The sequence below is a fragment of the Rhodococcus shunpengi genome, from assembly GCF_048381395.1.
Classification (GTDB): domain Bacteria; phylum Actinomycetota; class Actinomycetes; order Mycobacteriales; family Mycobacteriaceae; genus Rhodococcus.
On record NZ_JBLWIU010000024.1, the window covers coordinates 178,508 to 204,052 of the forward strand.

Sequence of the window (25,545 nt, forward strand, 5' to 3'; positions counted from 1 at the left end):
TAGCTTGTCGGACATGGCCGATGCACTGGACGAGACCGTAACCGGGGGCGAATCCTTCGCGATTCCGTCGCTGGTCAACCTGAGGGACATCGGCGGTTGCCGGAGTTCGTTCGGCGGCGTGGTCCGCACCGGAGTGGTCTTCCGCTCGACGGACCTCAGCCGCCTGACCGACACCGACGTCGAGACCCTCGACGCCCTGAGCATCGCGACGGTCTTCGACCTGCGCACGCTCGAGGAGCAGCAGCGCCGTCCCGATCGCGTCCCCGACGGTGCCCGGCACCTCGGGCTCGACGTCCTCGCCGACCGGCAGAGCGGATCGATCGCGGCCGCGCTGCCGGAACTCGTGTCCAACCCGGAGCTGGTGGCCCAGACGCTCGGGGACGGTCGTGCCGTCGAGTACCTGCGGCAGAGCTACCGCGAGTTCGTCACGCTGCCGAGCGCTGTGGCGTCGTACCGGACCCTGGCGAGCACCGTCGCGCACGGCGAGGTCCCGGCGCTCGTGCACTGCAGTGCCGGCAAGGACCGCACCGGCTGGGCGGCGGCCTCGCTGCTCATGTTCGCCGGAGCCGACCAGGAAGCCGTGTTCGCCGACTACCTGCGCACGAACGACGAACTGCTCCCGCATTTCGACGACTTCTTCGCCCGGTTCGCATCGCTCGGCGGCGATCCGGAATTGATCACACCCCTGCTCGGGGTGCGCCGCGAGTACCTCGAGGTGGCGATCGACGAGGCGTTGTCGCGCTACGGAACCATCGAGCAGTACTTCGCCGCCGGACTCGGTCTCGACGACGACACCCTGCAGGCCCTGCGGACCCGGCTCGTCGATTCGAACGTGACCGCCTGACCGTCACCTCGGCGCCGCCGTGCTCAGGGTCGGCACGGGGACCGGACCGTAGCGTCGCCACCGCGGTCCGGGTGCGTAGGAGCGCAGCTCGTCGACTCGGCGTGCGACAGCGTCGGGATCGGCGAGTTCGGCGCGGGCGTCGGGGTCGCGGAGATAGTGGTCGAGCACGGCGTCGAGGAGTTCGGGTGCGATCTCGAACCGGCGCCGGTCGATGCGGGCAGTATGACCGGGGCGGCGTCGGGATGAGGGACGTAGGTCGCTGTCCTTGCGGTCGTCGATGATCCGCCACGGCAGTGGAACCCGTGAACTCGTGGTGGCGCCACGCACCGGTAGGGCGACGATCACGACGTAGAGGGGGTCGGTCAGCACTCCGGACGTCGATGCCTCCCAGGGGATCCAGGTGTCCGTGGCGTGATCGCTGAAGCGGATTCCCTCCGCGGAGAGTGCGATGTAACCGGGGCGCAGTTTGTGTCGGACGATGAAGAAGCAGTAGCCGACCTGCCACACGCAGGCGAGTACGGTCAGGACGATGCTTCCGGATAGCTGTTCCCGAGACCCGTCGCTGACCCAGATGATCACGAGGAACATGAGCGTGAATGTCCCGATCTGAATGACGACGCTCCAGAATATCGAAGGGGATTGCCGGAGAAGGAGAACCGGCTGAGAACTCTCGGAGCCCGCGACGATGTGATCAGCGCTGATCCGGGGGCTGTACATGAGGACACCGAGCACCGGATACATCAGGATGGTTGCGCCCAGTGTCAGAAGGAAGGCCGTAGCGTCGGGAAACGCGAACGGTAGTCCTGCCGCCACCCGTTCGATCACGGCCGCGACGATCAGCAGCGGGCACAACAGACCCACGAGGGCAGTGAACACGATGACGGGGGTGGCTCGAGGATCCCCGTAAGTCCGGAGATCGGGACGATCAGAAGACGGCATCGAGTATTCCTCTTCCCAGGCGCAACGTTCCACCGACGGTGGCGCCGGCCAACTTTCCGGTAGCTGCGGCAGCACTTTCGACCTCTTCCCAACCGGCGCCTATCGCTCTCCACACGGACTCGGTACTCGACTCGTAGAGGTTGTCGACCGCTCCCGATGTGAAGATTCCGGCGGCCGTCCCCACTCCCGCGCCGACCACCGCTCCGAACGCCGTGCCGGCGCCCGGAACTATCGACCCGACCGCACTTCCCACCGCCGCGCCGGTTGCTATCGAGGCAGCGAGACCCACACCGTTGGATACCACGGCCTGTTCGAGGGACTCACCACCCGCGAAATAGTCGAGCCCTACACCGGCGACGAGACCTATGGCCCCCGCGGCTCGGCCGGCTGTCCGGGACATCGACGCCATGTCGTCGAGGCGACCGGTGGTCGCCACCAGATCGTCGAGTGGTTCCCGCGCACAACCGAACAGGCGTCGCAGCTCGTCGTAGGGTGTGTCCGGCGAAAGCGTGAGAAATCGCTCCATCTCACGGATCGCCTCGGTCCGGAGGTGCTGCTGCACGGTGAGGAGGTCCGCGATCCTGCCTTGCAGGGTCTTGTCGACGTAGTCGAGCGCGGTGCTCACGAGGAAGGACGCGGACCACGGGTGTCCGGTCCAGGTGTTCGTGGCGGTTGCGACTGCGACCGACCAGCGAGCGTGAACCGCCTCGGCCGCCCCGCGCGCCTCTTCGTACGCTGCAGCCCTTTGCGTGGTGGCTTCGTCGTAGGCCGGTGGGGGCTCGCTGATCATGTCGGTGAAGACGGACAGACCGGCAGTGGCGGCGCGAGCGCGGATGTCGGCCATGTCAAACAGGGCGCGCGACAGTTCGCCCGCCAGGCCCGCGAAGACATCGGCGGTCCTCGAGGTCCGCTCGTGGAAATCGTCGATGGCGTGGACGTGTTCGCTCGACCTGTCGAGGTAGGTCTTGGAAGCGTCGCCCTCCCAGGCGTCGTCGGCGATGCGCCGCGCCCGGGCCGCGGCGTCGGCGACGCTCGTGATCGTGGTGCCCAGCGTCGTGCGGATCCAGTCCTCGACCCGTCGGATATCGGTGGGGTTGCCTGCGATGAAAGTATCGATCGGCACGGTCACTCCGACCAGGTCCGGACGAGCGCGGCGGCGGCCTCGTCGTCGGCGTCCCGGTACGTCTGCGCCGTGGTCGTCAGCAGGCCACCCGTTCCGCCGAGCACCTCGACCATGCCGGCGAGGTCGGTGACGATCTGGGCAATCATGCCGGTGAGCGGGCCGGTCGCGAGACCCGCGTCCACGCTCGTGGGGCAGGTGTCGACGAGAGCCGCGGTGTCCGTGGCCGCACCCGTGTAGATGCCTGCGGCCCGATCGAGTTCGGCGGGATCGACGTACAGGCTCATCTCCCGTCTCCGGAGGCCGGGTGTCGACGTTCCGCTTCGGGTATCGGGACGTCGAGCAGCAGCGAATCCCACGGCTGTGCCTCACGCAGTCGCGGGAGCACGTGCGTGGGCAACGCCAGCCACGGTTGGCCGGCGCCGCAACAGGAGTGGAGACGGTCGAGTGCCGTGTAGGCGAGCAGGGCGATGCGGCCGTCGCTGAGATATCGATAGTCGACGGTGGCATCGGCCGGATCCGGGACCGCTTCCGCGCACGGTAGATAGAGATACGGCGGGAGCACCGTCGGTAGTGCGTCCGCGACCTGTTCCTGCGACATTCGTTCCCCCGTGAACAGCCCGTCCGATCCCCCGTCGGACTGTCGGCGCGGAGGAGGCTACCAGCGTCAGGTTTTGTGACGAATCACGGGTTGATGCTTACGGTTTCGACCGCGTGCGAGAACGTGAGCCGACGACGGCCGCGACGGCGAGGCCGATCGCGACGCCGACGAGATCGGCGCACCAGTCCCAGAACGATCCGGAACGCCGGACCGCGACGGTGGCCTGGAGGATCTCCGTCAGCACGCCGTAGAGGCCCAGCCACACCACGGTGACGACGGGGGAGATCCGTGCGTAACGGGAGCAGAGCGCGAGGGCCAGGAACATCAGTGCGTGTGTGACCTTGTCGGCGTGCGGTGGGCCGCTCGGCACCGTGCCGCCGGGGGAGAGCAGCATCGCGGTGATGACGACGACCGCGACGATCAGCGGCAGAGCGCGGTGCCGGAGAAGCGTGGACGGCACGGTTCAGGCGTTCTTCTTCTCGTCCCGGCGACTGTCGGCTCCCCTGTCGTCGGTGCTGTGCCCGTCCCGGTCGCGACCGGCGAACAGGACGATGCCCACGGCGGGGATCAACAGGAAGAACAACCACGTGTCGAACGTGAAGAACAACACGAGCGCGACGAGCGGCGTCAGCCCCATCACGACCTCGCGCCAGCGCTCGGGATTCTTCCGCGGGGCGATCACCGGGAGGTCGTCGCGGGTCGTGGTGGGCAGCTCGGTGACGTGGGCGGGCAGGTCGGTGAACAGCACCTGGAGATCGCCCCGCGTCGTCGCGGCCGATGCCTTCGCGCTGCGTTCGTCGAACTCCGACAGCGTCAGCCGGCCGAGCGCGAAGTGTTCGCCGAGCAGGTCGAGCGCCTCACTGCGTTCTGCGTTGCCGATCCGGATGTCGGGGTGTTCGGGCATGCCGGCCACACTAACCTGTGCCGTCGGACCGGCGACAGGCACGGGCGCCTCTCGAAGGGCTGTGATCTCGACTACAGGATCTCCGCAACGGCAGGAGGACGCGGCCGAGCACCGCGAGGTCAGGACGGCCCGCGGCCCTCGCCCAGAAGTCGGTAGGCCCGGCGACCCGCGACGAACAGCACACCGAAGGCGATGAGCAGCGCGATCGGATGCCGGAAGACGACGATCACGAGCAGCGCGACCAGGATGAACGGAACCAGCGTGAGCAGCTGCTCCGCCAGATCCCGCGGCCCTGTCGAGGCCATCGCGGCCGGCGCCGAGGGCAGGTCGGCGAAGAGGGGGATCAGGTCGCCGCGCACCGTGGCCTGCGTGGCGAGTGCGACCCGCTCGTCGAACTCCGCCAGGCTGAGACGGCCCGCGGCGAAGTGTTCGCCGAGCAGTGCTACGGCTTCTTCACGCTCGGCGGTGCCGATGCGGATGTCGGGGCGGTCGGCCATGACTCCAGGCTAGTGGTTTTTCACGCGGACGAGCGGGACCGCGACGACACAGATTCGGCGTGAACCGGTCGCCAGGGACCCGATACGGCGAGGTCCCCCGCATCGTGAGAGATGCGGGGGACCTCGCCGTATCGCCCGAGCGTTGCTCGAGCGGCGTCCTACTTGATCTCGGTGAGCACGGTGCCCTGGGTGACCGCGGCACCCGGCTCGACCGCCAGGCCGGTGACGACGCCCGCCTTGTGGGCGTTGACCGGGTTCTCCATCTTCATGGCCTCGAGCACGGCGATGAGCTCGCCCTCGGCAACCTCCTGGCCCTCGGCGACCGCGACCTTGACGACCGTGCCCTGCATGGGTGCGGTCACCGCGTCGCCCGACGCCTTGCCCGCGCCGCCGCCACCGCGCTTGCGGGGCTTGGGCTTCTTGCGGAGCGCACCGGCACCGCCGCCGTTACCGCCGAGCGAGAACTGGCCGGGCAGCGACACCTCGACGCGACGTCCGCCGACCTCGACGACGACGTTCTGACGCGGCAGGGCCTCGTCCTCGTCCTCGATCGGGGCGCCACCGGTGTACGGCTCGATGGTGTTCTCCCACTCGTTCTCGATCCACTTGGTGTAGACGTCGAACTTCTCGCCGTCGCCCACGAAGGCCGGGTTCTCGACGATGTGGCGGTGGAACGGGATGACCGTGGCCAGGCCCTCGACCTCGAACTCGGCCAGCGCGCGGGCAGCACGCTGCAGCGCCTGCTCGCGGGTCTCACCGGTGACGATCAGCTTGGCGAGCATCGAGTCGAACTGGCCGCCGATGACGTCACCCTGGACCACACCCGAGTCGACGCGCACACCGGGGCCCGTGGGCTCCTTGTAGACGGTGATCGGGCCGGGGGCGGGGAGGAAGCCGCGACCGGCGTCCTCACCGTTGATGCGGAACTCGAAGGAGTGGCCGCGCGGGGTCGGGTCCTCGGTGAGCTCGAGCTTCTCGCCGTTGGCGATGCGGAACTGCTGACGCACGAGGTCGATGCCGGCGGTCTCCTCGGTGACCGGGTGCTCGACCTGCAGGCGGGTGTTGACCTCGAGGAAGGAGACGGTGTCGCCCTGCACGAGGTACTCGACCGTGCCGGCGCCGTAGTAACCGGCTTCGCGGCAGATGGCCTTGGCGGAGTCGTGGATGCGCTTGCGCTGTTCGTCGGTCAGGAACGGCGCGGGGGCCTCCTCGACGAGCTTCTGGAAGCGGCGCTGCAGCGAGCAGTCGCGGGTGCCGGCGACGATGACGTTGCCGTGCTGGTCGGCGATGACCTGGGCCTCGACGTGGCGGGCCTTGTCGAGGTACTGCTCGACGAAGCACTCACCGCGACCGAAGGCGGCGACGGCCTCACGGGTGGCCGACTCGAACAGCTCGGGGATCTCCTCGATGGTCTGCGCGACCTTCATGCCGCGTCCGCCACCGCCGAAGGCGGCCTTGATCGCGACCGGCACGCCGTACTTCTCGGCGAACTCGACGACCTCGTCGGCGTTCTTGACCGGGTCCTTGGTGCCGGCGGCCATCGGAGCCTTGGCGCGCTCGGCGATGTGGCGGGCGGTGACCTTGTCGCCGAGGTCGCGGATGGACTGCGGCGAGGGGCCGATCCAGATGAGGCCGGCGTCGATCACGGCCTGGGCGAAGTCGGCGTTCTCGGAGAGGAAGCCGTAGCCGGGGTGGATGGCGTCGGCGCCGGACTTGGCCGCGGCGTCGAGGATCTTGTCGAACACCAGGTAGGACTCGGCCGAGGTGGTGCCGCCCAGTGCGAACGCCTCGTCGGCGAGCTTCACGAACTGTGCGTCTGCGTCCGGTTCGGCGTAGACGGCGACACTGCCGTAGCCCGCGTCCTTGGCGGCTCGGATGACCCGCACAGCGATTTCGCCGCGGTTCGCGACGAGCACCTTCGTGATCTGCGCGCTGGCATGACTGGGCACGGAGCCTCCTGTTGATCGATCGTTAGGTTATTTCCGTCGACGGGCAGTCTAAGCGCCATTCGGATCGACGATGTAACCGGATGCCCATACACATTACGGCGGCCGTTCGAGCGCACAATGCTACTCACCGGTAGGTGGGACTGCCGCCGTTTCCGGCCGTGCGATCCACGGTCCACCCACCGCGACCTCGTGCATCAGTTCGCGGGTACGCGTCAGAAGGCTCGGGACGTTCTCGCCCGCGACCGTATTGTCGGGAAATCGCGCCGACATGTTCACACCCTCGGGCGTGCGGTTGATCCAGACGTAGACGTCGTGGGTGAAGCTGCGGCTGCGCAGCGCCTGAGCGTTCCATTCGGGCCACTGGGCGGCCATCGGCACGAACCGCACGTCCATGTACGAGACGACGAAACGTGGACGGATGGGCACGCCGAGGAGTTCGCCCACCCGCACGAACGGCACTCGTGCGCTCGCGCGGGTGCGGTGCAGTTCGTCGCCGGCCCGCATCGCCAGGGTCTCGAAATCGGCTGTGTCCGTGAGCTTCAGGTCGATCGGACGCAGGCCGACGAACCATCCGAGCGAACCCGCCCAGATCGGCCCGGCGCGGGTGTGCGCGGGCGCGACGGTCCGGAAGCGATCCGCGCCGGTGAGTTCGGCCGTCGCCCGACCGAAGCACGCCAGCACGCCGGCGAAGAATCCCGTCCCGGCGCGTCGGCAGCATGCGGAGAAGGCGCTCGCCTCGTCGTCGTCGAACCAGCGCTCCGACAGTCGTTGCTGGGGTGTGGCGTGCGCGGGTCGCGCCCCGATCGGGAGGGGGAAGGCGGGCGGTTCGCCGCCGCATTCGGTGAGGGTCCGCCGCCAGATCTGCACGGCCTCGTCGTCGTCGTCGAGATGTGCGGACTCGTCGCGTTCGGCGGCGCCGAAGTCGATGTAGCTGCCCACCGGGAACAGGTCGGCGGCGCGACCGGTGCGCTCCTCCTCGTAGAGCGCCGAGATCTCGTGCGCCACGAGCACCACCGAGTAGCCGTCGATGATGGAGTGGTCGGCGCCGAAGAAGACCGTGAACCGCTCGTCGGTGTCCTTCACGCCTTCTGCATCGTCGGGATTCCCGTCCGGTGTCCGCTCGAGCGTCGCGAAGACGTAGGACGGCCACAGGTGCGGGGTCGTGTAGTCGTCGAACAGGCCGAGCAGGTGCTCGTGGATGGTGTCGGGATCGGCGGGATCGTGCCGGATGGGCCGCACCGACACCCGGCCCGGGGGAGCGGTGCGCCGCACCAGACCGCCGCCGCTCTGCTCCTCGTCGAGGTGCGCGTGGCTGCGCAGCGGTTCGTGCCGGTCGATCCAGCGCTGCAGGGCCCGCCGGAACCGCTCGGTGTCGAGCGGCCCGGGGACCTCGAAGGCCGTGCCGAGCCAGGAGTCGCGGCCCCCGCCGTACCGGACCCCCGAGGTACGCCGCAGATGCGCCTCGTGGATGTACGAGGCGGGGCGAGGGTCCTCGCGCCAGTCGTCCTCGGCCGCACACGGCAGCCATTCGGTGAGAACGCCCGGGGGGATCCGGTAGTCGGCGAGCTCGGTGAACTCCATGACCGCGTCAGGCTCGGAGATGCCGCTTGATGCGCGTGAGCATCGCGCTCATCCCTCGCAGCCGCAGCGGGCTGACCGCCTCGGCGAGACCGAGCGAGGCATAGAAGTCGTCGGGCACGTCGAGGATCTCCTGTGCGCTGAGACCGTCGAGTCCCTGCTGCAGGATCGATGCGAATCCGCGGGTGGTCGGCGCTTCGGCGGGTGCGCTGAAGTGGAGCTTCACCCGCGACCGGTCGGAGGCGTCGATGGACAGGAACAGTGGCGACTGGCACTCGGGCACCGGTTCCATCGCCGCCTCCTCCAGCTCCGCGGGAAGGGGCGGGAGCTCGCGGCTGAACTCCAGCAGCAACTGCAGCTTGTCCTGACCCTCGACGGCGGCGAAGTCGTCGACGATCTCGGCGAGCGGGGCGGGAATGCTCATGCGGCCGGCACTTCTCCGGGCTCGTCGCCCTTGACGATGGGCACGCGGACGGCGTTGCCCCACTCGGTCCACGAACCGTCGTAGTTGCGCACGTTCGAGTATCCGAGCAGGTAGGTGAGGACGAACCAGGTGTGACTCGAGCGCTCGCCGATCCGGCAGTAGGCGATCACGTCGGCGTCCTGGTCGATGTCGCCGTAGATCTCCTCGAGCTCGGGCCGCGCACGGAACCGGCCGTCCGGCGCCGCTGCCTTCGCCCACGGGATCGACACCGCGGTGGGGATGTGGCCACCGCGCAAGGCGCCTTCCTCCGGGTAGTCGGGCATGTGGGTGCGCTCGCCGGTGTATTCCTGCGGCGACCGCACGTCGACCAGCGGGCCCTTGCCCAGGTGCGTGAGGACGTCGTCCTTGAACGCGCGGATCAGCGCGTCGTTGCGCTCGACGACCGGGTAACCGCTCGTCGTGGCGACGGGGATGTCGAGGGTGGTGTCGCGGTTCTCGGAGATCCACGCGTCGCGGCCACCGTCGAGCAGGCGGACGTCCTCGTGGCCGAAGAGGGTGAAGACCCACAGCGCGTAGGCGGCCCACCAGTTGGACTTGTCGCCGTAGATGATCACGGTGTCGGTGCGGCGGATGCCCTTGCGATCCATGAGCGCGGCGAACTGCTCGCCATCGATGTAGTCGCGGGTGACGGGGTCGTTGAGATCGAGATGCCAGTCGATCTTCACCGCACCGGGGATGTGCCCCACGTCGTAGAGCAGGACGTCCTCGTCGGACTCTACGACCTTCACTTCGGGATGGCCGAGATGAGCCGACAACCACTCCGTCGACACGAGACGGTTGGGATCGGCGTATACCGCGAACGAAGGGTTGCTATCGGGTGCGACGGGCACATGGGCTCCTGAGGCTGTGGTGGCAGGTGCGCCGTCGATTCTAGGCGGTACCGTGACGGGACGTGACCCGCAGTGACACCCCCGGCGACCGGCCGGCCCCGGTCGAGCTCGCATCGCGGGAGCATATCGACCTGCTGGTCCGGCGGTTCTACGAACGGGCCCTCGACGATCCCGTGCTCGCGCCGGCCTTCGACGTCCTCGCCGTGGTCGGACTCGACGATCATCTGGTGGTCGTCGGCGACTTCTGGGAGCAGATCCTCTTCCGCACGACCCGCTATCGCGGAGCGTTCGTACCGGTGCACCGGGCGCTGCACGGACACCACGGACTGACCCCCGCCCGGTTCGAGCGGTGGTTGCAGTTGTGGTGCGGGACCGTGGACGAGATGTTCCACGGCGTGGATGCCGAGCGTGCGAAGACCAAGGCCGAGGCGATGGTGGGCTCGTTGCAGAAGACCCTGTACGGCGGCACGACCCGATAGTGCCCGGTACGGCTCAGTTCTCGAGCGCCTCGACGGGGATCGCGGCGTTCTCGGCCCACAGACGTGCGACGGAGATGCCGACCTCGGCGAGGAGGCGACGCACCAGCGGGAGCCCGATGCCGATCACCGACGACGGATCGCCCTCGATGCGCTCGACGAACCAGCCCCCGTGACCGTCGAGCGTGAAGGCCCCGGCCACCTCGAGCGGCTCGCCGCTGTCGAGATAGGCCTCGAGTTCCTCGTCCGTGGGGGTGCCGAAGTGCACCACGGTGCCGCTGTGGTCGGCGGCCTCCGCGACGACCTCGTCGTCGCGGATACGGAGCACGGCGTGACCCGTGAGCAGCTCGCCGCTGCGGCCGGCCATCGTCCGCCAGCGCTCGCGGGCCGCCTCGACGGTGCCGGGCTTGCCCTGCAGAGCGCCGTCGATCAGCAGCATCGAGTCGCAGCCGATGACGACGGCGTCGCGCAGCTTCTGCTCGCGCAGGACGGGCAGGATGTCGGTGGCCTTGGCGCGGGCCAGCTCGGTGACGACCTGCGCCGGTGGCGTGCCGGGGCCGAGGGACGCGATGAGTGCGTCCTCGTCGACCTCCGACACCTGCACCAACGGCTTCACGCCCGCCGCGTGGAGAACCGCGAGGCGGGCGGGTGAAGCCGAGGCCAGAACGAGCCGGGGCATGTCAGCCGCGGTTCGGGTACGAATACGGCGAGAACGGCGCCCACTGCCGGTGCATCCGCGTCGGATCGCCCCAGGTCTCGGGCGGCCGGGTGTCGACCACCTCGTCGCCTGCCGACGCAGCGGCAGCGGCGAGCACGGCGACGAGAGCCGCGATCTCCTCGTCGGCGGGGTTGCCCTTGACGATGCGGATGGCGGCCGCGGTCTCGGCGACCGCGGTGCTCTCCTGGGCGGCTTCGGTCGCGTCGTCGGCGGCCGTGGCCTCGACCGCGGGCGACTGCTCTTCGACCTCGAACTCGGTGATGATCTTGTCCTCTGCCGTCGCTGTCACAGGGCACCCCCCGGGTACGCGTCCACACGGGCATCGGATGCCCACCGGGTCGCTGTCATGTCGATCCCTCTCTCGGGTTCATCGCACGTCGTCGGCGACGTGCTACGCCGTACGGTCGCGGCAGGACCGGGCTGCGCCCGGTCCTGCCGCTGAGCGTCACAGCGGAATGTTTCCATGCTTCTTCGGCGGGAGCGAAACCATCTTCCGCTCGAGCAGGCGCAGCGCGGAGACGATCTGACCGCGCGTGTGCGACGGCGGGATCACCGCGTCGACGTAACCGCGCTCGGCGGCGACGTACGGGTTCACCAGGGTGTCCTCGTACTCGTTCTGCAGCTCGAGGCGCAGCGCGTCGACGTCCTGACCGTTCTTGGCGGCCTCGAGCAGGCGCTTGCGGTAGACGAAGCCGACGGCGCCGGAGGCACCCATGACGGCGATCTGCGCGGTCGGCCACGCGAGGTTGACGTCGGCACCCATGTGCTTGGAACCCATGACGTCGTACGCGCCGCCGTAGGCCTTGCGGGTGATGACCGTGATCTTGCCGACGGTCGCCTCGCCGTAGGCGTAGAGCAGCTTGGCACCGCGACGGATGATGCCGTTGTACTCCTGCTCCGTGCCGGGCAGGAAGCCGGGAACGTCGACGAGCGTGATGATCGGCACGTTGAACGCGTCGCAGGTGCGGACGAAACGCGCGGCCTTCTCGGACGCGTCGATGTCGAGGCAGCCGGCGAACTGCGTGGGCTGGTTGGCGACGATGCCGACGCTGCGGCCGTCGACGCGACCGAAGCCGACGATGATGTTCTTGGCGCGCTCGGCCTGGACCTCGAGGAACTCGTCGTCGTCGAGCAGGCGACGGATGACCTCGTGCATGTCGTACGGCTGGTTCGGCGAATCCGGGATGAGCGTGTCGAGTTCGATGTCCTCGGCGGTGAGGGAGTCCTCGATCGCACCCTCGATCGGGTCGCTCGGCGCGAGGCGCGGTGCAGCGGCCTGGTTGTTGCTCGGCAGGTAGGACAGCAGATCCTTGACGTAGTCCAGGGCGTCCTGCTCGCCGTCGGCGACGTAGTGCGCGACACCCGACTTGACCATGTGGGTGTGGGCGCCGCCGAGGTCCTCCATCGTGACGTCCTCGCCGGTGACGGTCTTGATGACGTCGGGGCCGGTGACGAACATCTGGCTGGTCTGGTCGACCATCACGACGAAGTCGGTGAGAGCGGGGGAGTAGACGTGACCACCGGCCGCGGGGCCCATGATCAGCGAGATCTGCGGGATGACACCGGAGGCCTGCACGTTGCGGTGGAAGATCTCACCGTAGAGGCCGAGGGAGACGACACCCTCCTGGATGCGCGCGCCGGCGCCCTCGTTGATGCCGATCAGCGGACGGCCGGTCTTGAGGGCCAGGTCCATGACCTTGACGATCTTCTCGCCGTAGACCTCGCCGAGGCTGCCGCCGAAGACGGTGGCGTCCTGCGAGAAGACGCAGACGTCGCGGCCGTCGATCGTGCCGTAGCCGGTGACGACACCGTCGCCGAGCGGACGGTTGTCGGCCAGGCCGAAGTTGGTGCTGCGGTGGCGAGCGAGGGCGTCGAGCTCGACGAACGATCCTTCGTCGAGGAGCGCCTGGATGCGCTCGCGAGCGGTCAGCTTGCCCTTGGCGTGAACCTTCTCGACTGCGGCCTCACCGACCGGGACCTTGGCCTGTGCTTGACGGTTGCGCAGGTCGGCCAGCTTGCCGGCGGTGGTGTGGATATCGGGCGTACTCGCCGCCTCGGGCGCGGACGGCTCCTGGACAGTGGTCATGGCCAGTCAGCTTAGCGATCGTCATACAAGGCCGCTGCATCGAGGTCCCGAAGGCCGGACCACCGCTCCGGACCTACCGGCGGGTAGGTAGCGAAGGCCCACTTTAGGCTGTGTACATGGCATCCGACCGGCCCACGACCGATCTCCTCGCCCTCCGCACACCGCTCGACGAGGCGGCGTTGCGCGATGCCCTCGTCGGCGTCGAGCGCGAAGGTTTCTACACACGTCTCGACGTCGTCGCCGACACGGCCTCGACGAACGCGGATCTGCTCGCCGTCGCCGCGACCGGCGACGACCGTCGCGTGCTGCTCGCCGAGTTCCAGCACGGTGGTCGCGGCCGCCACTCGCGCACCTGGAACGGTGTGCCCGGCGCGCAGGTCATCGTGTCGGTCCTGCTGCGGCTGCCCGAGTGCCCGCTGCAGAACATCGGCTGGCTCCCGCTGCTGTGCGGCATCGCCTCCGTCGACGCCGTGCGATCCGTGACCGGCGTTGCGGCACAACTGAAGTGGCCCAACGACGTCCTCGTCGACGGGCGCAAGCTCGCCGGGATCCTCGTGGAGGTCGCGGCCACTTCGCCGGTGCCCACGGTCGTCGCGGGGATCGGAATCAACGCCACCCTCGGACGCGACGAACTGCCCGTCCCCACCGCCACCTCGCTGCTGCTCGAGGACGCCACCGAACTCGATCGCACGCCGCTCGCGCAAGCGTTGCTCGCCGGCTTCGGCGAGCGGATCCGGGCGTGGGCCCGCGCGGGATGGGATACCACCGAACTCGCCGCGGCCTACCGCGAACGGTGCAGCACGGTCGGGCAGCGCGTCCGTGCGATCCTGCCCGGCGACACCGAACTGCACGGCATCGCGACCGACGTCGACGACCAGGGGCGGATCGTGATCCGCCCCGACGGCGGGGGAGAGTCCGTGGCGGTCGCTGCGGGCGACATCACACATCTGCGACCGGTCTGAGCACCCTGCGACCGCTCGCATCGGTACAAGACCGACATATGCCATCGTGGGCGGTATGGGATACCCGGAGGACGCCCTCGCACCCGAGGAAGAGTTGCTGCTGCATCGGCATCCGCACTGGAAGTCTCTCGTGCTGCCGACGGCCACCTTCCTCGTGTCGACGATGGTCGCCGGTTTCCTGCTGGGACTCGTCCAGGCACGGTTCGACGGTGCCGCCGCGAACTGGTGCGGCCTCGCCGTGGCGGCGGCGTGGATCGGCCTCGTCGGCTGGCGGTGCGTCCCTCCCTTCGTCGGGTGGCTCACCACGCACTTCCTCGTCACCGACCGGCGCGTCCTCGTCCGTACCGGTGTGCTCACCCACACGGGTATCGACATCCCGATGGGCCGGATCAGCAACGTCCAGTTCCGGCACGGCCTCGTCGACCGGATGCTCCGGACCGGCACGCTCGTCGTGGTCTCCGCCGCCGACGATCCCATCGAGTTCGACGACATCCCCGACGTCCAGCAGGTACACGCCCTGCTCTACCGGCAGGTCTTCGACGCGCAGGACCAGCGCCCCGACGACCGTCACACCACCCGCTACCGGCGCGACGAGCACGAGCACCGCAAGGCGTGGTGACCGCGAGTCGCAGGTGTGCCGACTCGACCCGCCGGTAATCCCGACAAAGCGAACCCCGATCCGTAGGCTGGCGTGGTGACTGCCGTTCTACTCGCCGAAGACGACGACGCAATCGCTGCACCGCTGTCCCGCGCGCTGGGACGCGAAGGGTACGACGTGACCGTCGAGGACAACGGTCCGGCCGCGCTCGAACAGGCACTGTCGGGCAGGTTCGAACTGCTCATCCTCGACCTGGGTCTACCCGGGATGGACGGACTCGAGGTGTGTCGCCAGATCCGGGCGAGCCGCTCCGATCTGGCCGTGCTCATGCTCACCGCCCGCACCGACGAGGTCGACTTCGTCGTCGGTCTCGATGCCGGCGCCGACGACTACGTCGGCAAACCGTTCCGTCTCGCCGAGCTCATGGCGCGCGTGCGCGCGCTGTTGCGCAGGCGCGGCGGCCCGGAGAACGACGACATCGTGGACGTCGCCGGGATCCGGCTCGAACGCGCCGCGCGCCGTGTCCTCGTGGACGGCTCCGAGGTGACGCTCGCCAACAAGGAGTACGAACTCCTGCGCGTGCTGCTCGAGCACGCGGGGCAGGTCGTCTCCCGCGACGCGATCCTCGAGGAGGTGTGGGGCGACGCCGACCTGCGTGGTTCGAAGACGCTCGACATGCACATGTCGTGGCTGCGCCGCAAGATCGGCGACGAGGGACCGGCAGGGGAACGTCGCATCGCCACGGTGCGCGGTGTCGGTTTCCGGCTGAACACCGACTAGCGTCTCCGGCGTGCGCAGCCGCATCCTCAACGCCGTCCTGGCGACCGTGCTGCTCGTCGCGCTGTTGCTCGGCATTCCGCTGGCCTACACGGCGTTCCTGTTCGTCGAGGACACCGCCCGCCGCGACCTGCAGAACCGGCTCGAGCGCATGGCCGACGAGATCATCGCCCAGGAGGGCACCGACGGATTCGTCGTCGGTGGTCTCGACACGAGTTCCCTGCGCCTGCTCGTCCCCACCGACGGGCGGGCCGTCGTGGTCTACCCGACACCCGAGAACGTCGCGGCGCGGCTGGACATCGGCACGCCGGTGCTCGGGGCGTCGATCGTCGAGTCGCTGTCGATGGGGACGTCCGGCTCGCTGCTCATCGAGGTGCCCTCGGAGAGCATGCGGACGCTGCAGCAGCAGGTGCTCGCCGCGGTGAGCCTGCTGGTGCTGCTGTCCGTCGCGGCCGGGGCGCTGGTCGCGGTGGCGACCGCTCGACGACTCGCCGACCCGCTGCGCGACGTGGCGAACCGGGCGGCCCGTCTCGCCGAGGGCGACTTCCGCCCGGTGGCCCGCCGGCACGGTATCCCCGAACTCGATCGCGTCTCCGACGTACTGGATTCGGCCGCCGTCGAGATCTCGCACCGCCTGCAGCGCGAGCACGCGCTCGTCGGCGACGTCTCGCACCAACTCCGCTCCCGTATGACCGCGATCCGGCTGCGGCTCGACGAGCTGTCCACCCACGACGATCCTGCTGTGGTGGAGGAGGCCGAGGCGGCCATGGCGCAGGTGGACCGGCTGACCACCGCGATCGACGGTCTCGTGCGCCAGTCCCGCGACAGCAGTGCCGACCAGCGCACCGACGTCTCGGTGGTCGGCGAACTCACCGGTGTCGTCGCCGACTGGCGCGGCCCCTACGAGGAGGCGGGACGGGAACTGGTGTTGCGCGGCGATCCGTCGTTGCGGGCGGCGGTGACCGGTTCGCGGTTGCGTGAGGCGGTGGCGGTGCTGGTCGACAACGCGCTCGTGCACGGAGGCGGCACGTGCACTGTCTCGGTGCGGCAGGTCGCGACCCGCGGCGACGTCACCGTGTGCGTCGAGGTGGCCGACGAGGGGGAGGGCGTAGGCGACGAGGTCGCGCCGTACGTCTTCGACCGCGGCTTCTCCGGCGGCGGGTCGACCGGGGTGGGACTGGCGCTCGCGCGCGCTCTCGCGGAGGCGGACGGCGGTCGCCTCGAACTGCAGCGGCGCCGGCCGGCACTGTTCGCGCTGTTCCTCGGCGCGCCCCGCGATCGGGACGCCTACATGCCGACCGGCACGCGCGAACCTCGCTAGACCTTCTTCCCGTCAGGACCGGTCGAGCTGCTCGCTGGGCTCGCCCAGGGGAGCGTCCGGGACCATCTCCTCCGGGAAGACGAACTTCTTGAAGCAGTAGAAGCGGAAGATCATCTGCAGCAGGTTGCCGATGATGTACGCGCTGACGAAGTCGGCGATGTTCTCCGTCGCGAGGCTCACCTCGGGTACGCGCAGGTCGAAGACGTAACTCGAGATCCACAACGGGATGAACGAGAGCACGACGCCGATACCGCTGACGAAGAAGAACAGGAACGCCTCGTGGGCGCGCTCGCGACCGCCGCGATTACGGAAGGACCATTCGCGGTTGAGGATGTACGAGCAGATCACCGCGACGACACCGGCGATGATCTTGGCGGTTACCGGCTTCTCGGACAGAACTGTGAGCTTGAGCGTGTAGAAGATCGCCGAGTCGATCACGAAGGTGGTGCCGCCGACGATGGCGAATTTGATCAATTCGCGATGCCGGAGCAACAGCCCCCGGAAAGGCTGGGGAACTCTGCTCAACGCTTCATCGACGATTGTCACTTGGAGAAGTGTACGAAACGAAGAGGTGAATTTCCGAAACCCGACCACACATGTCGGCATCCCCACACCGCCGCGCGGGTCGGTGAGAGGTCCCTCGACGCTCGGCGGGGGAGCAGCGGAACGACGTCACGACATGCTGTGACACCATGGACAGCCGTGACAGGCAGACCTGAATCGTCCCCCAGATCCGACACGCCCCGCACTCTGACGACGGGCATGCCGGTCGTCACGATGATCGGTGGTGGACAGCTCGCGCGGATGACCCATCAGGCGGCGATCGCGCTCGGTCAGACACTCCGCGTCCTCGCCGGGAGCGCCGACGAACCCGCCGCGCAGGTCAGCCCGAACGTGGTGCTCGGCAGCCACGACGACCTCGACGCCCTCCGTCGCGCCGCGACCGGTGCGCACGCACTCACGTTCGACCACGAGGGTGTTCCGACCGAACATCTCGAGGTCCTGCAGCGCGAAGGCGTCGCCGTGCTGCCGCCCCCGCAGGCCCTGATCTACGCCCAGGACAAGATCGCGATGCGCAAGCGGCTCGGTGAGCTCGGCGCACCGATGCCGAAATTCGCGGAGATCACCTCCGTCGAGGACGCCCGCGCCGCCCTCGACGCGCTCGGCGATCCGTACGTGCTCAAGGCTGCACGCGGCGGTTACGACGGCCGCGGCGTGTGGATCCTCGACGACCACGCCGAACTCGAAAGGGTCGTCGCCGATCAGCTCGCCGCCGGTGTCCCGCTCCTCGCGGAGGAGAAGGTCGAGTGGACGCGCGAGCTGTCGGCGATGGTCGCGCGGTCCCCGTTCGGCCAGGGCGCGTCGTGGCCGGTCGTCGAGACCGTCCAGCGCGACGGCCAGTGCGCCGTCGTCATCGCGCCCGCCCCGAACCTGCCCGAGGACGTCGCCACCGCGGCCGAGCAGCTCGCGCTGCGCATCGCCGGAGAGCTCGGCGTCGTCGGTGTGATGGCGGTCGAGCTGTTCGAGACGCGCTCCGGTGAGCTGATCGTCAACGAACTGGCGATGCGTCCGCACAACTCCGGTCACTGGGGTATGGACGGTGCCCGCACCGGCCAGTTCGAACAGCACCTGCGCGCCGTGCTCGACTACCCGCTCGGCGATACGAGCCCGATCGCGCCGGTGACGGTGATGGCGAACGTGCTCGGCGCGCCCGAGGCACCGGCGATGAGCATGGACGAGCGGCTGCACCACCTGTTCGCCCGGATGCCCGACGTGCACGTGCACCTCTACGGCAAGGGCGAGCGCAAGGACCGCAAGATCGGCCACGTCAACGTGCTCGGTGCGCCGTCCGGATCGATCGACGATCCCGAGTACGTCGCCGCCGTGCGCGAACGCGCGGAACGCGCGGCGCACTGGCTCTCGCACGCGGTGTGGACCGACGGTTGGAACGAACACACGGGAGAAAGCGGTGAGTGACGTGGCACAGGGTGCACAGGTCGGCCTGATCATGGGCAGCGACTCGGACTGGCCGACCATGCAGGCCGCGGCCGAGGCGCTGGTCGAGTTCGGGATCCGCTTCGAGGTGGGTGTCGTCTCGGCGCACCGCACGCCGCAGCGGATGCTCGACTACGCCAAGGACGCCGCCGGTCGCGGGATCAAGGTCATCATCGCGGGCGCCGGGGGCGCCGCCCACCTGCCCGGCATGGTCGCCTCGGCGACCCCGCTGCCGGTCATCGGTGTCCCGGTGCCGCTGAAGTACCTCGACGGCATGGATTCTCTGCTGTCGATCGTGCAGATGCCCGCCGGCGTCCCCGTCGCCACCGTCTCGATCGGCGGCGCCCGCAACGCGGGTCTGCTCGCCGCGCGCATCCTCGGTGCCTCCGATCCGGCGCTGCGCGAGCAGATGGAGAACTTTCAGGCGGGTCTCGAGCAGATGGTGCTCGAGAAGGACGAGGCGCTGCGGCAGAAACTGCTCGGCTGACGGAGCCCGAGATGCCTCTCGTCGAGCGGTGGCATCGCTGGAGTCGTGCCCACATATGGGCGATCGATGCGACGCTTGCCGGTCTGCTCGTCTTCGTAGGGCTGACCGGGACCGTCGACGACTACGGCCTTCCGGGGACGGCCATCGCGCTCGCCATGACGGTGCCACTGGCATGGCGGCGCACGCGTCCCGTCATCGCCGGTGGGGCAGTCGCCGTGGCCGCCTACACGCATCTGGTGGTCCTTCCCGCGATGAATGCCGTCGCGGCGTTCGCGGTCCCGGCGGCGGTGTACGCGCTCGCCGCCTACGCGCCGCGCTGGGCCGCGAACGCCGGACTGGTGCTGGGAGTCGTCGGCGGTGCCGCAGCAGGTGCGCGGTACTTCGACCAGTACGAGGGTCGCACGGTGTTCGCCACGGTGACCTCGGCGGTGCTTGTCGCGATGTTCGTCGCCGGCGTGTGGGCGTTCGGCCGGATGCGCGGATTGCGGCTGCGGGAGATGGACGCCCTGACCGAACGTAATCGGCTGCTCGAACTCGAGCGTCTCAAGGAAGCGGAACTCGCAGCGACGCAGGAACGCACCCGGATCGCCCGGGAGATGCACGACATCGTCGCTCATTCCCTCACCGCGATCATCGCGCAGGCCGACGGCGGACGATACGCGGCCGCGGCGGACCCGCAGACCGCAGCCGACGTCCTCGGTACGATCTCCGAAACCGGTCGACGCGCGCTCACGGATATGCGCTCACTGCTGTCGGTGCTGCGCGAGGATTCGCCACGTGAGTTCACCACCACTCCGGGCGTCGACGACGTGCCGGTGCTCGTCGACGGGATCCGGGCGAGCGGACTCGAGGTGACACTGTCGGTCGCCGGCGAGCCCTGTGCGGTGCCTGAAGGGCTCGGTCTGTCGATCTACCGGATCGTGCAGGAGTCCCTCACGAACGTCCTCAAACATGCCGGACCTCGCGCGCACGCCGAGGTCACACTCCGGTGGCACAGCGACCGCATCGTCGTGGAGATCGTCGACGACGGCCGTGGGGCCGCCGCACTGGTGGAGGCGCGACCCGGCGGACAGGGGCTGACGGGCATCGAGGAACGGGCTCGGCTGCACGGTGGCCGCGCCGACGCCGGCCCCCGGCAGGGCGGTGGCTATCGCGTCTGCGCAGAACTCCCCACATAGGGTGACGGACGTGACCGAATCCGCCGCTCCCATCCGCGTCGCACTCGTCGACGACCAGCAACTCGTGCGAGCGGGTTTCCGCATGGTGCTCGAATCGCAGCCCGACATCGAGGTGGTCACCGAGGCATCCGACGGGGAAGCTGCCATCGCGGTACTCGGGCGGGTGCATGCGGACGTCGTGCTCATGGACGTTCAGATGCCCCGCCTCGACGGGATTTCGGCGACTCGCACCCTGCTTCGTGATCCGGATGCACCGAAGGTCGTGGTGCTCACCACCTTCGACAACGACGAGTACGTGGTGCAGGCCATCGCTGCCGGTGCCAGTGGGTTTCTGCTCAAGGACGCCCCTCCCGAGGACCTGCTGTCCGCGGTCCGCACCGTGTACCGCGGTGACGCCGTCATGGCGCCGCGCGCGACACGTCGCCTGCTGCAACATGTCTCCCCCCTGCTCCACGGCAGGGAAGCGCCGTCCGGGCGGGTGGAGGTGCCGGCGGATCTCACTCCCCGTGAACTCGAGGTGCTCGTCGCGATGTCGCACGGACTGACCAACAGCGAGATCGCCGAACGATTCGTGCTCTCGGCTGCCACGGTGAAGACTCATGTGGGCCGGGTCCTCGCGAAGACCGGTTCGCGAGATCGCGTGCAAGCAGTACTGTTCGCGTTCCGAGCCGGACTCGTGAGGCCCGACGAGTTGCTCGGCGCGAGGGAGTAGGACTCCAGGTGGACCTCGCCCCGAGCGGGTCCTACCCGGGTCGGACGGGGGTGGCGAGAAAGATCGCACTGCTCTCCGATGTTCTTGTGCGGCAGAACTTCTACGTTTCGTAGTATGACTTCGACCAGTTCTTTCGTCCCGGCCTGCTCCGCCGAGGACGTCGTACGTGTCTACGGACGCGGCGACACCGAGGTGCGTGCCCTCGACGGGGTGTCCGTGGCATTCGAGCGCGGCCGCTTCACCGCGATCATGGGCCCGTCCGGCTCGGGAAAATCGACCCTCATGCATGCGCTCGCCGGTCTCGATGCCATCGATGCAGGCCGCGTCGTCCTGCACGGTGACGGCCGCCGGGCGGACGTGGAGATCAGCGCCGCGTCCGACACCGTTCTCACCGGGTTGCGCCGTGACCGGATCGGTTTCGTCTTTCAGGCGTTCAACCTGCTCCCCGTCCTGACTGCCCGCGACAATGCGCTCCTGCCGATGCGACTCGCCGGTACCCGCCCCTCGGCGGCCTGGTTCGAGGAAGTGACAGGTCGTCTCGGGCTGGCCGAGCGTCTCGACCACAGGCCCCACGAGATGTCGGGCGGCCAACAGCAACGTGTCGCGGTGGCCCGCGCACTGCTGCCACAGCCCGACGTCATCTTCGCCGACGAACCGACCGGCAACCTCGATTCGCAGGCCGGAGCGGAAGTGCTTTCCATGTTGCGGTCGAGTGTGCGGGAGACAGGGCAGACCGTGGTGATGGTGACGCACGATCCCGTCGCCGCCTCGTACTCGGATCGGGTGGTCCTCCTCGCGGACGGACGACTCGCGGGCGAGATCGCCCACCCCACCGCCGATACCGTCCTCGACACCATGCGCGGACTCGGTGCACCCTCGGTGGTGTCGGCGCGATGAGACGGCTCGTTCTGGCGCAGGCGCGCGCCCATCGCGGCCGGTACGTCGCGTCCGCGCTCGCCGTACTCGTCGCCGTGGCCTTCGTCGTGACGACACTCGTGCTCGGCGACACCGTCGACTCGTCGATCACGAAATCCACCGCCGCTCGCTACGACGGAGTCACGACCGTCGTGACGGAGGGGGAGTCCGATACGGAGCCGGACCACCTGCTCGCCGAGATCACCGGCACCCCCGGAGTGCGGGCGGCAGCGTTAGACGTGTCCGGACCCGTGCACATCGTGGACGAGAACGGCGGATCCGGATACGGCGAGGCCATGTCGGTCGCATCCGATGAGACCCTGCGCTGGCAGCGACTCCGGGACGGCCGGTGGCCCGCGGGCCCCGGTGAGGTGCTCGTCGGTTCGTCGTCCGGGCGAGCGATCGGCGAGTCGATGACGATCACCGACGTCCTCGGTGCGACAGCACCGGCGAGCGTCGAGGTGGTAGGCGTCGTCGACCTCGACGGCTCACCCCTCGCGTTGAACTCGCGCACGATCTTCGCCGATGCCGGGCCGGTGCGTTCGTGGACGGGTGAGATCGCGGACTGGGAGGTGCGCGTCACCGGAGATCCCGACATCGTCCGCGACACAGCGGCGGTACTGACCCCGGGAGCGGTGGTGACGTCGGGGACCGAGCGTGCCACGGAGGTCGCCGACTCCTACGTGGGCGATATCGCTCTGTTGCGCAATATCCTTCTGTGCTTCGCGGCGATCGCCGTGGTCGTCGCCGGCCTCGTCATCGCGAACACCTTCGCCGTGTTGCTCGCTGCCCGCACCCGCGAACTCGCACTCATGCGGTGCGTCGGTGTCACCGCCGTGCAGGTACGCCGCAGCGTGCGGGGAGAGGCGCTCGTCGTCGGGTTCGTCTCCGCGGTCCTCGGGGTGCTGGCCGGGTACGGCCTCGCGGCGGCCGTTGTCACCCTCGCTCGTGCAGCGGACGTCCCGCTCCCCCTCACCTCGATCTCGGTGACCGTCACGACGATCCTGCTCGGCCTCGTGTTGGGGACCGCGATGACGGTACTCGCCGCGAACGGTGCGGCGCGCGCCGCGACCCGGGTCCCCGCGCTCGCGGCGATGCAACCGCTCGAGACGCAGCCCGAACCGGTTTCGGATTCCCGGACCCGGCGCATCTGCGCTGCGGTGGCGATCGCAGCGGGATCGGCGTTGCTCCTGGCCGGGGTCGTGACCGCCAATGTGCTTTTGGCATGCCCCGGAGGATTGTCGCTCTTCGTCGGGATGATTCTCGCCTCCCGGCGGACGGTGCCGGCCGCAGTGGGAGCGGTGGGGGATGCGCTGGCCCCGTTCGGTGGTCCGACCGCCGCACTGGCGGCGGGCAATGCGCGTCGTAATCCGCGTCGCACCGCCTCGACCGCGACCGCCCTGTTCATCGGCGTCACCCTCACATCGACCCTGGTCGTGGGTATCGGCACGGTGAAGGCGGGCGCACCCGACCTCCTCGACGAGAACCTGCCGGTGGACCTCGTGGTGGCTGCGCCGGGTGCGGTTCCGGCCGGTGCGGCCGAGCGATTGACGGCGATCGACGGCGTCCGGTCGGGTGTCGAGGTCGCGACGGGTTCGGTCACCGTCGCGGACACGGAGTTCTCGGTGCTCGGTCTCGACGCGCGATCGGCGGCGTCCACCGTCCGCGCAGACCTCCGATTGCCGGAACCGGGAACGATCGTGCTCGAGGAGTCTCTCGCCGCCGAGTTGGGGGTGGGCGACGGCGAGATCGTGACGGTCGGCGGCGAAGTCGGTACGCGCGCATTGACGGTCGCGACCACCGAACGTGGTGGCCCGGACCTGATGGACATCGGTGATCTGAGTGCGCTAGCTCGTTCCGCGGCGGACACGGTGTGGTTGAAGCTGGACGACGGGTTGTCCGACGCCGATCTCGCTGCGGTCTCCGACGAGGTCTCCCGAGTCGCCGCGACTGCGTTCCCCGGTAGCACCGTCGAGGGCGCGGTGCAGACGCGTCAGATGTTCGAGAAGGTCCTCGATACCATGCTGATGATCGTCGGCGGGCTGTTGTCGGTGGCGGTGGTGATCGCGTTGATCGGGGTGGGCAACACGATGGCGTTGTCGGTGCTCGAGCGGCGCCGGGAGAACGCGGTGCTGCGGGCAGTCGGTCTGTCGCGGGCGGGGGTGCGGAGCGTGCTCGTCCGCGAGGCGCTGATCATCGCGGGCGTGGCGTCCGTCCTGGGCGTGGCTCTGGGACTGCTGCTCGGGACGGCCGGAACCGCGTCGGTGATCGGGGCGGAGCATGTCGGCCTGGGATCGGTTCCCTGGTGGCAGCTCGCAGGCATCGTCCTCGCCGGTGGCGGTGCCGGCGTGATCGCCTCGCTGATCCCGGCGCAACGTGCGAGCAGGGTGTCGCCGGTCGCCGCCGCGGCGGGCTGAGGTCGTGGTGCGGTCGGGTCGGTAGACTCGGCTCGTGGCGAGAGGGATGCCCGATCGTGCGACCCGGGCAGCGCGTGGAGTGCCCGCCGTGCGGGTCGTGACGATGCTGGCGTTGTGCTGGGCCCGGATGTGGGGCGGCACCGTGACATTCGATCACGAGTACGGCCTCTACGTCGCCACCGGAATGCGTGGTGGGTTCGCGCGCGGCGGCACCACCGTCGGCGGGGTCTTCCTCACTCGGAAGGCCCCGCCGCGCCGGTTGTTGCGACACGAGGCGATCCACGTCGACCAGTGGGCGCGGTACGGCACCGGCTTCGCGGTGCGCTATCTGTGGGAGGAACTCCGCAACCCGGGGTCCCGCAACAGGTTCGAGATCGAGGCGGGACTCGCCGACGGCGGCTACCGCGCGGAGCGCGGGATCACCCGTCCAGACGAACTGTGATCTTCTCGCTCGCGACGCGGCGCTCGGTGGCCTCCGGGTCGGGATTGCTCACCTGCACCAGCGACGCCCGGGCCGCGAGCACCGCGAGCAGTCCGGCGGCGAGATCGTCGGGCTGCGACCAGGACCGGGACGACAACACGCGGTCGCCGTTGCCGATACCCGCCGCCGACGCAGACTCCGTGGCGGCGGCGAGCACGTCCGACTGCGAACGTCCGGCGAGCACCGCGTCGCCCGCACCGGAGGATCGGAACTGGTCGCCGTGCATCCGCACGTCCGTCGCATAGTCCGTGATCCCGGGCGGCAGGTCGCGCACGGGGGCACCGAAGGCGTCGAGCGACAACGCCGCGACCTCGGCGACCGTGTCGACCTCGTCCAGCCGGTCGGGGGTGACGAGAGCGAGATCGGCATCGGGGTCGGCCTCGAGCACGACCTCGGTTCCGGCCCACCACGCACCGAGCAACACTGCTGCGCTCTGCCAATGCGCGGGCAGCAGCACCGCGACGCGACCGCCGGGAAGAACGCCGAACTGATCGCGGATCATGTTGGCCGTCTTGGCAGCCCAGTTGGCGAGGGTGAGCGCCGACAGTTCGATCCGCGCGCCGGTCGCGTCGTCGTACCAGGTGATCCGCGGACCCGCCGGATCTTCGGCGAGGATCGGGTCGAGCAGTGCGTCGGTCAGGGTGGTCACGATGTCCTTCTTCTCGAATTCTGTTCG

The 25,545-nt window shown here is 69.1% G+C and carries 29 protein-coding genes; 13 read left to right on the forward strand and 16 right to left on the reverse strand.

The annotated features are described in order from the left end of the window. The first annotated feature begins 13 nt into the window (after positions 1 to 13). A complete protein-coding gene (locus ACNJ7K_RS13085) occupies positions 14 to 844 on the forward strand; it encodes a tyrosine-protein phosphatase (RefSeq protein ID WP_120279887.1) in 831 nt (276 codons plus the stop codon). Between the two features lie 3 nt (positions 845 to 847). Here ACNJ7K_RS13085 and ACNJ7K_RS13090 read toward each other — a convergent pair whose 3' ends face one another. From ACNJ7K_RS13090 to ACNJ7K_RS13140, 11 genes are all read right to left on the reverse strand, one after another. Continuing rightward, a complete protein-coding gene (locus ACNJ7K_RS13090; RefSeq protein ID WP_487041787.1) occupies positions 848 to 1,720 on the reverse strand; it encodes a hypothetical protein in 873 nt (290 codons plus the stop codon). A 49-nt stretch (positions 1,721 to 1,769) separates the two neighbouring features. After that, positions 1,770 to 2,906, reverse strand: a complete 1,137-nt coding sequence (locus ACNJ7K_RS13095; protein ID WP_487041788.1) for a hypothetical protein — start codon at positions 2,904 to 2,906, stop codon at positions 1,770 to 1,772. A 2-nt stretch (positions 2,907 to 2,908) separates the two neighbouring features. Then, positions 2,909 to 3,190 (reverse strand): hypothetical protein, encoded by a 282-nt coding sequence (locus ACNJ7K_RS13100; protein WP_088897683.1) that lies wholly within the window; start codon positions 3,188 to 3,190, stop codon positions 2,909 to 2,911. After that, entirely contained in the window at positions 3,187 to 3,504 is a 318-nt protein-coding gene (locus ACNJ7K_RS13105; RefSeq protein WP_088897684.1) for an SAV_915 family protein, read from the reverse strand. The genes ACNJ7K_RS13100 and ACNJ7K_RS13105 overlap by 4 nt, the downstream gene beginning before the upstream one ends. Positions 3,505 to 3,601: 97 nt before the next feature. Then, positions 3,602 to 3,964 (reverse strand): VanZ family protein, encoded by a 363-nt coding sequence (locus ACNJ7K_RS13110; protein WP_120279883.1) that lies wholly within the window; start codon positions 3,962 to 3,964, stop codon positions 3,602 to 3,604. Positions 3,965 to 3,967: 3 nt separating this feature from the next. Continuing rightward, complete coding sequence (locus ACNJ7K_RS13115; protein ID WP_268654073.1) at positions 3,968 to 4,408, reverse strand: DUF1707 SHOCT-like domain-containing protein; 441 nt, start codon at positions 4,406 to 4,408, stop codon at positions 3,968 to 3,970. Between the two features lie 119 nt (positions 4,409 to 4,527). After that, positions 4,528 to 4,905 carry a DUF1707 SHOCT-like domain-containing protein gene (locus tag ACNJ7K_RS13120; protein ID WP_088897686.1) on the reverse strand — a complete coding sequence of 126 codons (378 nt, stop codon included), beginning with the start codon at positions 4,903 to 4,905 and terminating at the stop codon, positions 4,528 to 4,530. Positions 4,906 to 5,063: 158 nt separating this feature from the next. Continuing rightward, a complete protein-coding gene (locus ACNJ7K_RS13125; RefSeq protein WP_268654071.1) occupies positions 5,064 to 6,854 on the reverse strand; it encodes an acetyl/propionyl/methylcrotonyl-CoA carboxylase subunit alpha in 1,791 nt (596 codons plus the stop codon). Between the two features lie 120 nt (positions 6,855 to 6,974). After that, positions 6,975 to 8,435: a condensation domain-containing protein gene (locus ACNJ7K_RS13130; protein WP_120279881.1), complete on the reverse strand. Its 1,461-nt coding sequence runs from the start codon at positions 8,433 to 8,435 to the stop codon at positions 6,975 to 6,977. 7 nt (positions 8,436 to 8,442) lie between these two features. After that, a complete protein-coding gene (locus tag ACNJ7K_RS13135; protein ID WP_487041789.1) occupies positions 8,443 to 8,856 on the reverse strand; it encodes a SufE family protein in 414 nt (137 codons plus the stop codon). Further along, positions 8,853 to 9,746, reverse strand: coding sequence for a sulfurtransferase (locus ACNJ7K_RS13140; RefSeq protein WP_487041790.1), 894 nt, complete (start codon positions 9,744 to 9,746; stop codon positions 8,853 to 8,855). The genes ACNJ7K_RS13135 and ACNJ7K_RS13140 overlap by 4 nt, the downstream gene beginning before the upstream one ends. A gap of 62 nt (positions 9,747 to 9,808) precedes the next feature. Here ACNJ7K_RS13140 and ACNJ7K_RS13145 point away from each other — a divergent pair, with 62 nt between their 5' ends. Further along, positions 9,809 to 10,225 carry a group III truncated hemoglobin gene (locus ACNJ7K_RS13145; protein WP_120279879.1) on the forward strand — a complete coding sequence of 139 codons (417 nt, stop codon included), beginning with the start codon at positions 9,809 to 9,811 and terminating at the stop codon, positions 10,223 to 10,225. A 13-nt stretch (positions 10,226 to 10,238) separates the two neighbouring features. On the opposite strand, the gene ACNJ7K_RS13150 is transcribed toward ACNJ7K_RS13145, so the two are convergent. The 3 genes from ACNJ7K_RS13150 to ACNJ7K_RS13160 form a co-directional block, all read right to left on the reverse strand. After that, entirely contained in the window at positions 10,239 to 10,901 is a 663-nt protein-coding gene (locus tag ACNJ7K_RS13150; RefSeq protein ID WP_039584823.1) for a Maf family protein, read from the reverse strand. 1 nt (position 10,902) lies between these two features. Continuing rightward, positions 10,903 to 11,229, reverse strand: coding sequence for an acyl-CoA carboxylase subunit epsilon (locus tag ACNJ7K_RS13155; RefSeq protein WP_016696115.1), 327 nt, complete (start codon positions 11,227 to 11,229; stop codon positions 10,903 to 10,905). Positions 11,230 to 11,385: 156 nt separating this feature from the next. Further along, complete coding sequence (locus ACNJ7K_RS13160; RefSeq protein ID WP_019288520.1) at positions 11,386 to 13,026, reverse strand: acyl-CoA carboxylase subunit beta; 1,641 nt, start codon at positions 13,024 to 13,026, stop codon at positions 11,386 to 11,388. Between the two features lie 116 nt (positions 13,027 to 13,142). Here ACNJ7K_RS13160 and ACNJ7K_RS13165 point away from each other — a divergent pair, with 116 nt between their 5' ends. From ACNJ7K_RS13165 to ACNJ7K_RS13180, 4 genes are all read left to right on the forward strand, one after another. Beyond that, on the forward strand, positions 13,143 to 13,988 hold the full coding sequence (locus tag ACNJ7K_RS13165; RefSeq protein WP_120279876.1) for a biotin--[acetyl-CoA-carboxylase] ligase: 846 nt from the start codon (positions 13,143 to 13,145) through the stop codon (positions 13,986 to 13,988). A gap of 55 nt (positions 13,989 to 14,043) precedes the next feature. Continuing rightward, positions 14,044 to 14,607: a PH domain-containing protein gene (locus ACNJ7K_RS13170; RefSeq protein WP_268654065.1), complete on the forward strand. Its 564-nt coding sequence runs from the start codon at positions 14,044 to 14,046 to the stop codon at positions 14,605 to 14,607. 75 nt (positions 14,608 to 14,682) lie between these two features. Next, positions 14,683 to 15,366, forward strand: a complete 684-nt coding sequence (locus tag ACNJ7K_RS13175) for a response regulator transcription factor (RefSeq protein ID WP_024101522.1) — start codon at positions 14,683 to 14,685, stop codon at positions 15,364 to 15,366. Between the two features lie 10 nt (positions 15,367 to 15,376). Next, complete coding sequence (locus tag ACNJ7K_RS13180; RefSeq protein WP_268654064.1) at positions 15,377 to 16,684, forward strand: sensor histidine kinase; 1,308 nt, start codon at positions 15,377 to 15,379, stop codon at positions 16,682 to 16,684. A gap of 12 nt (positions 16,685 to 16,696) precedes the next feature. Here ACNJ7K_RS13180 and ACNJ7K_RS13185 read toward each other — a convergent pair whose 3' ends face one another. Continuing rightward, positions 16,697 to 17,230 carry a GtrA family protein gene (locus ACNJ7K_RS13185; RefSeq protein WP_024101520.1) on the reverse strand — a complete coding sequence of 178 codons (534 nt, stop codon included), beginning with the start codon at positions 17,228 to 17,230 and terminating at the stop codon, positions 16,697 to 16,699. A 156-nt stretch (positions 17,231 to 17,386) separates the two neighbouring features. Between ACNJ7K_RS13185 and ACNJ7K_RS13190 the strand changes: the two genes are divergently transcribed. The 7 genes from ACNJ7K_RS13190 to ACNJ7K_RS13220 all read left to right on the forward strand — a co-directional run bounded on the left by ACNJ7K_RS13190 (position 17,387) and on the right by ACNJ7K_RS13220 (position 24,830). Further along, positions 17,387 to 18,661 carry a 5-(carboxyamino)imidazole ribonucleotide synthase gene (locus tag ACNJ7K_RS13190; RefSeq protein WP_159417873.1) on the forward strand — a complete coding sequence of 425 codons (1,275 nt, stop codon included), beginning with the start codon at positions 17,387 to 17,389 and terminating at the stop codon, positions 18,659 to 18,661. Continuing rightward, positions 18,654 to 19,166 (forward strand): 5-(carboxyamino)imidazole ribonucleotide mutase, encoded by a 513-nt coding sequence (gene purE, locus ACNJ7K_RS13195; protein WP_487041791.1) that lies wholly within the window; start codon positions 18,654 to 18,656, stop codon positions 19,164 to 19,166. Before ACNJ7K_RS13190 ends, purE begins: the two co-directional genes overlap by 8 nt. Before the next feature lie 11 nt (positions 19,167 to 19,177). After that, positions 19,178 to 20,344, forward strand: a complete 1,167-nt coding sequence (locus ACNJ7K_RS13200) for a sensor histidine kinase (protein ID WP_487041792.1) — start codon at positions 19,178 to 19,180, stop codon at positions 20,342 to 20,344. A gap of 10 nt (positions 20,345 to 20,354) precedes the next feature. Next, positions 20,355 to 21,056, forward strand: a complete 702-nt coding sequence (locus ACNJ7K_RS13205) for a response regulator transcription factor (RefSeq protein ID WP_487041793.1) — start codon at positions 20,355 to 20,357, stop codon at positions 21,054 to 21,056. 114 nt (positions 21,057 to 21,170) lie between these two features. Next, on the forward strand, positions 21,171 to 21,953 hold the full coding sequence (locus tag ACNJ7K_RS13210; protein WP_159417876.1) for an ABC transporter ATP-binding protein: 783 nt from the start codon (positions 21,171 to 21,173) through the stop codon (positions 21,951 to 21,953). Continuing rightward, positions 21,950 to 24,388, forward strand: coding sequence for an FtsX-like permease family protein (locus ACNJ7K_RS13215; RefSeq protein WP_487041794.1), 2,439 nt, complete (start codon positions 21,950 to 21,952; stop codon positions 24,386 to 24,388). The genes ACNJ7K_RS13210 and ACNJ7K_RS13215 overlap by 4 nt, the downstream gene beginning before the upstream one ends. A gap of 46 nt (positions 24,389 to 24,434) precedes the next feature. Further along, complete coding sequence (locus tag ACNJ7K_RS13220) at positions 24,435 to 24,830, forward strand: hypothetical protein (protein ID WP_159419173.1); 396 nt, start codon at positions 24,435 to 24,437, stop codon at positions 24,828 to 24,830. On the opposite strand, the gene ACNJ7K_RS13225 is transcribed toward ACNJ7K_RS13220, so the two are convergent. Beyond that, the gene (locus ACNJ7K_RS13225) at positions 24,808 to 25,518 is read right to left on the reverse strand and encodes a TIGR03089 family protein (RefSeq protein ID WP_487041795.1); all 711 of its coding nucleotides are present in this window, start codon (positions 25,516 to 25,518) and stop codon (positions 24,808 to 24,810) included. The genes ACNJ7K_RS13220 and ACNJ7K_RS13225 overlap by 23 nt on opposite strands. Positions 25,519 to 25,545 lie beyond the last annotated feature (27 nt).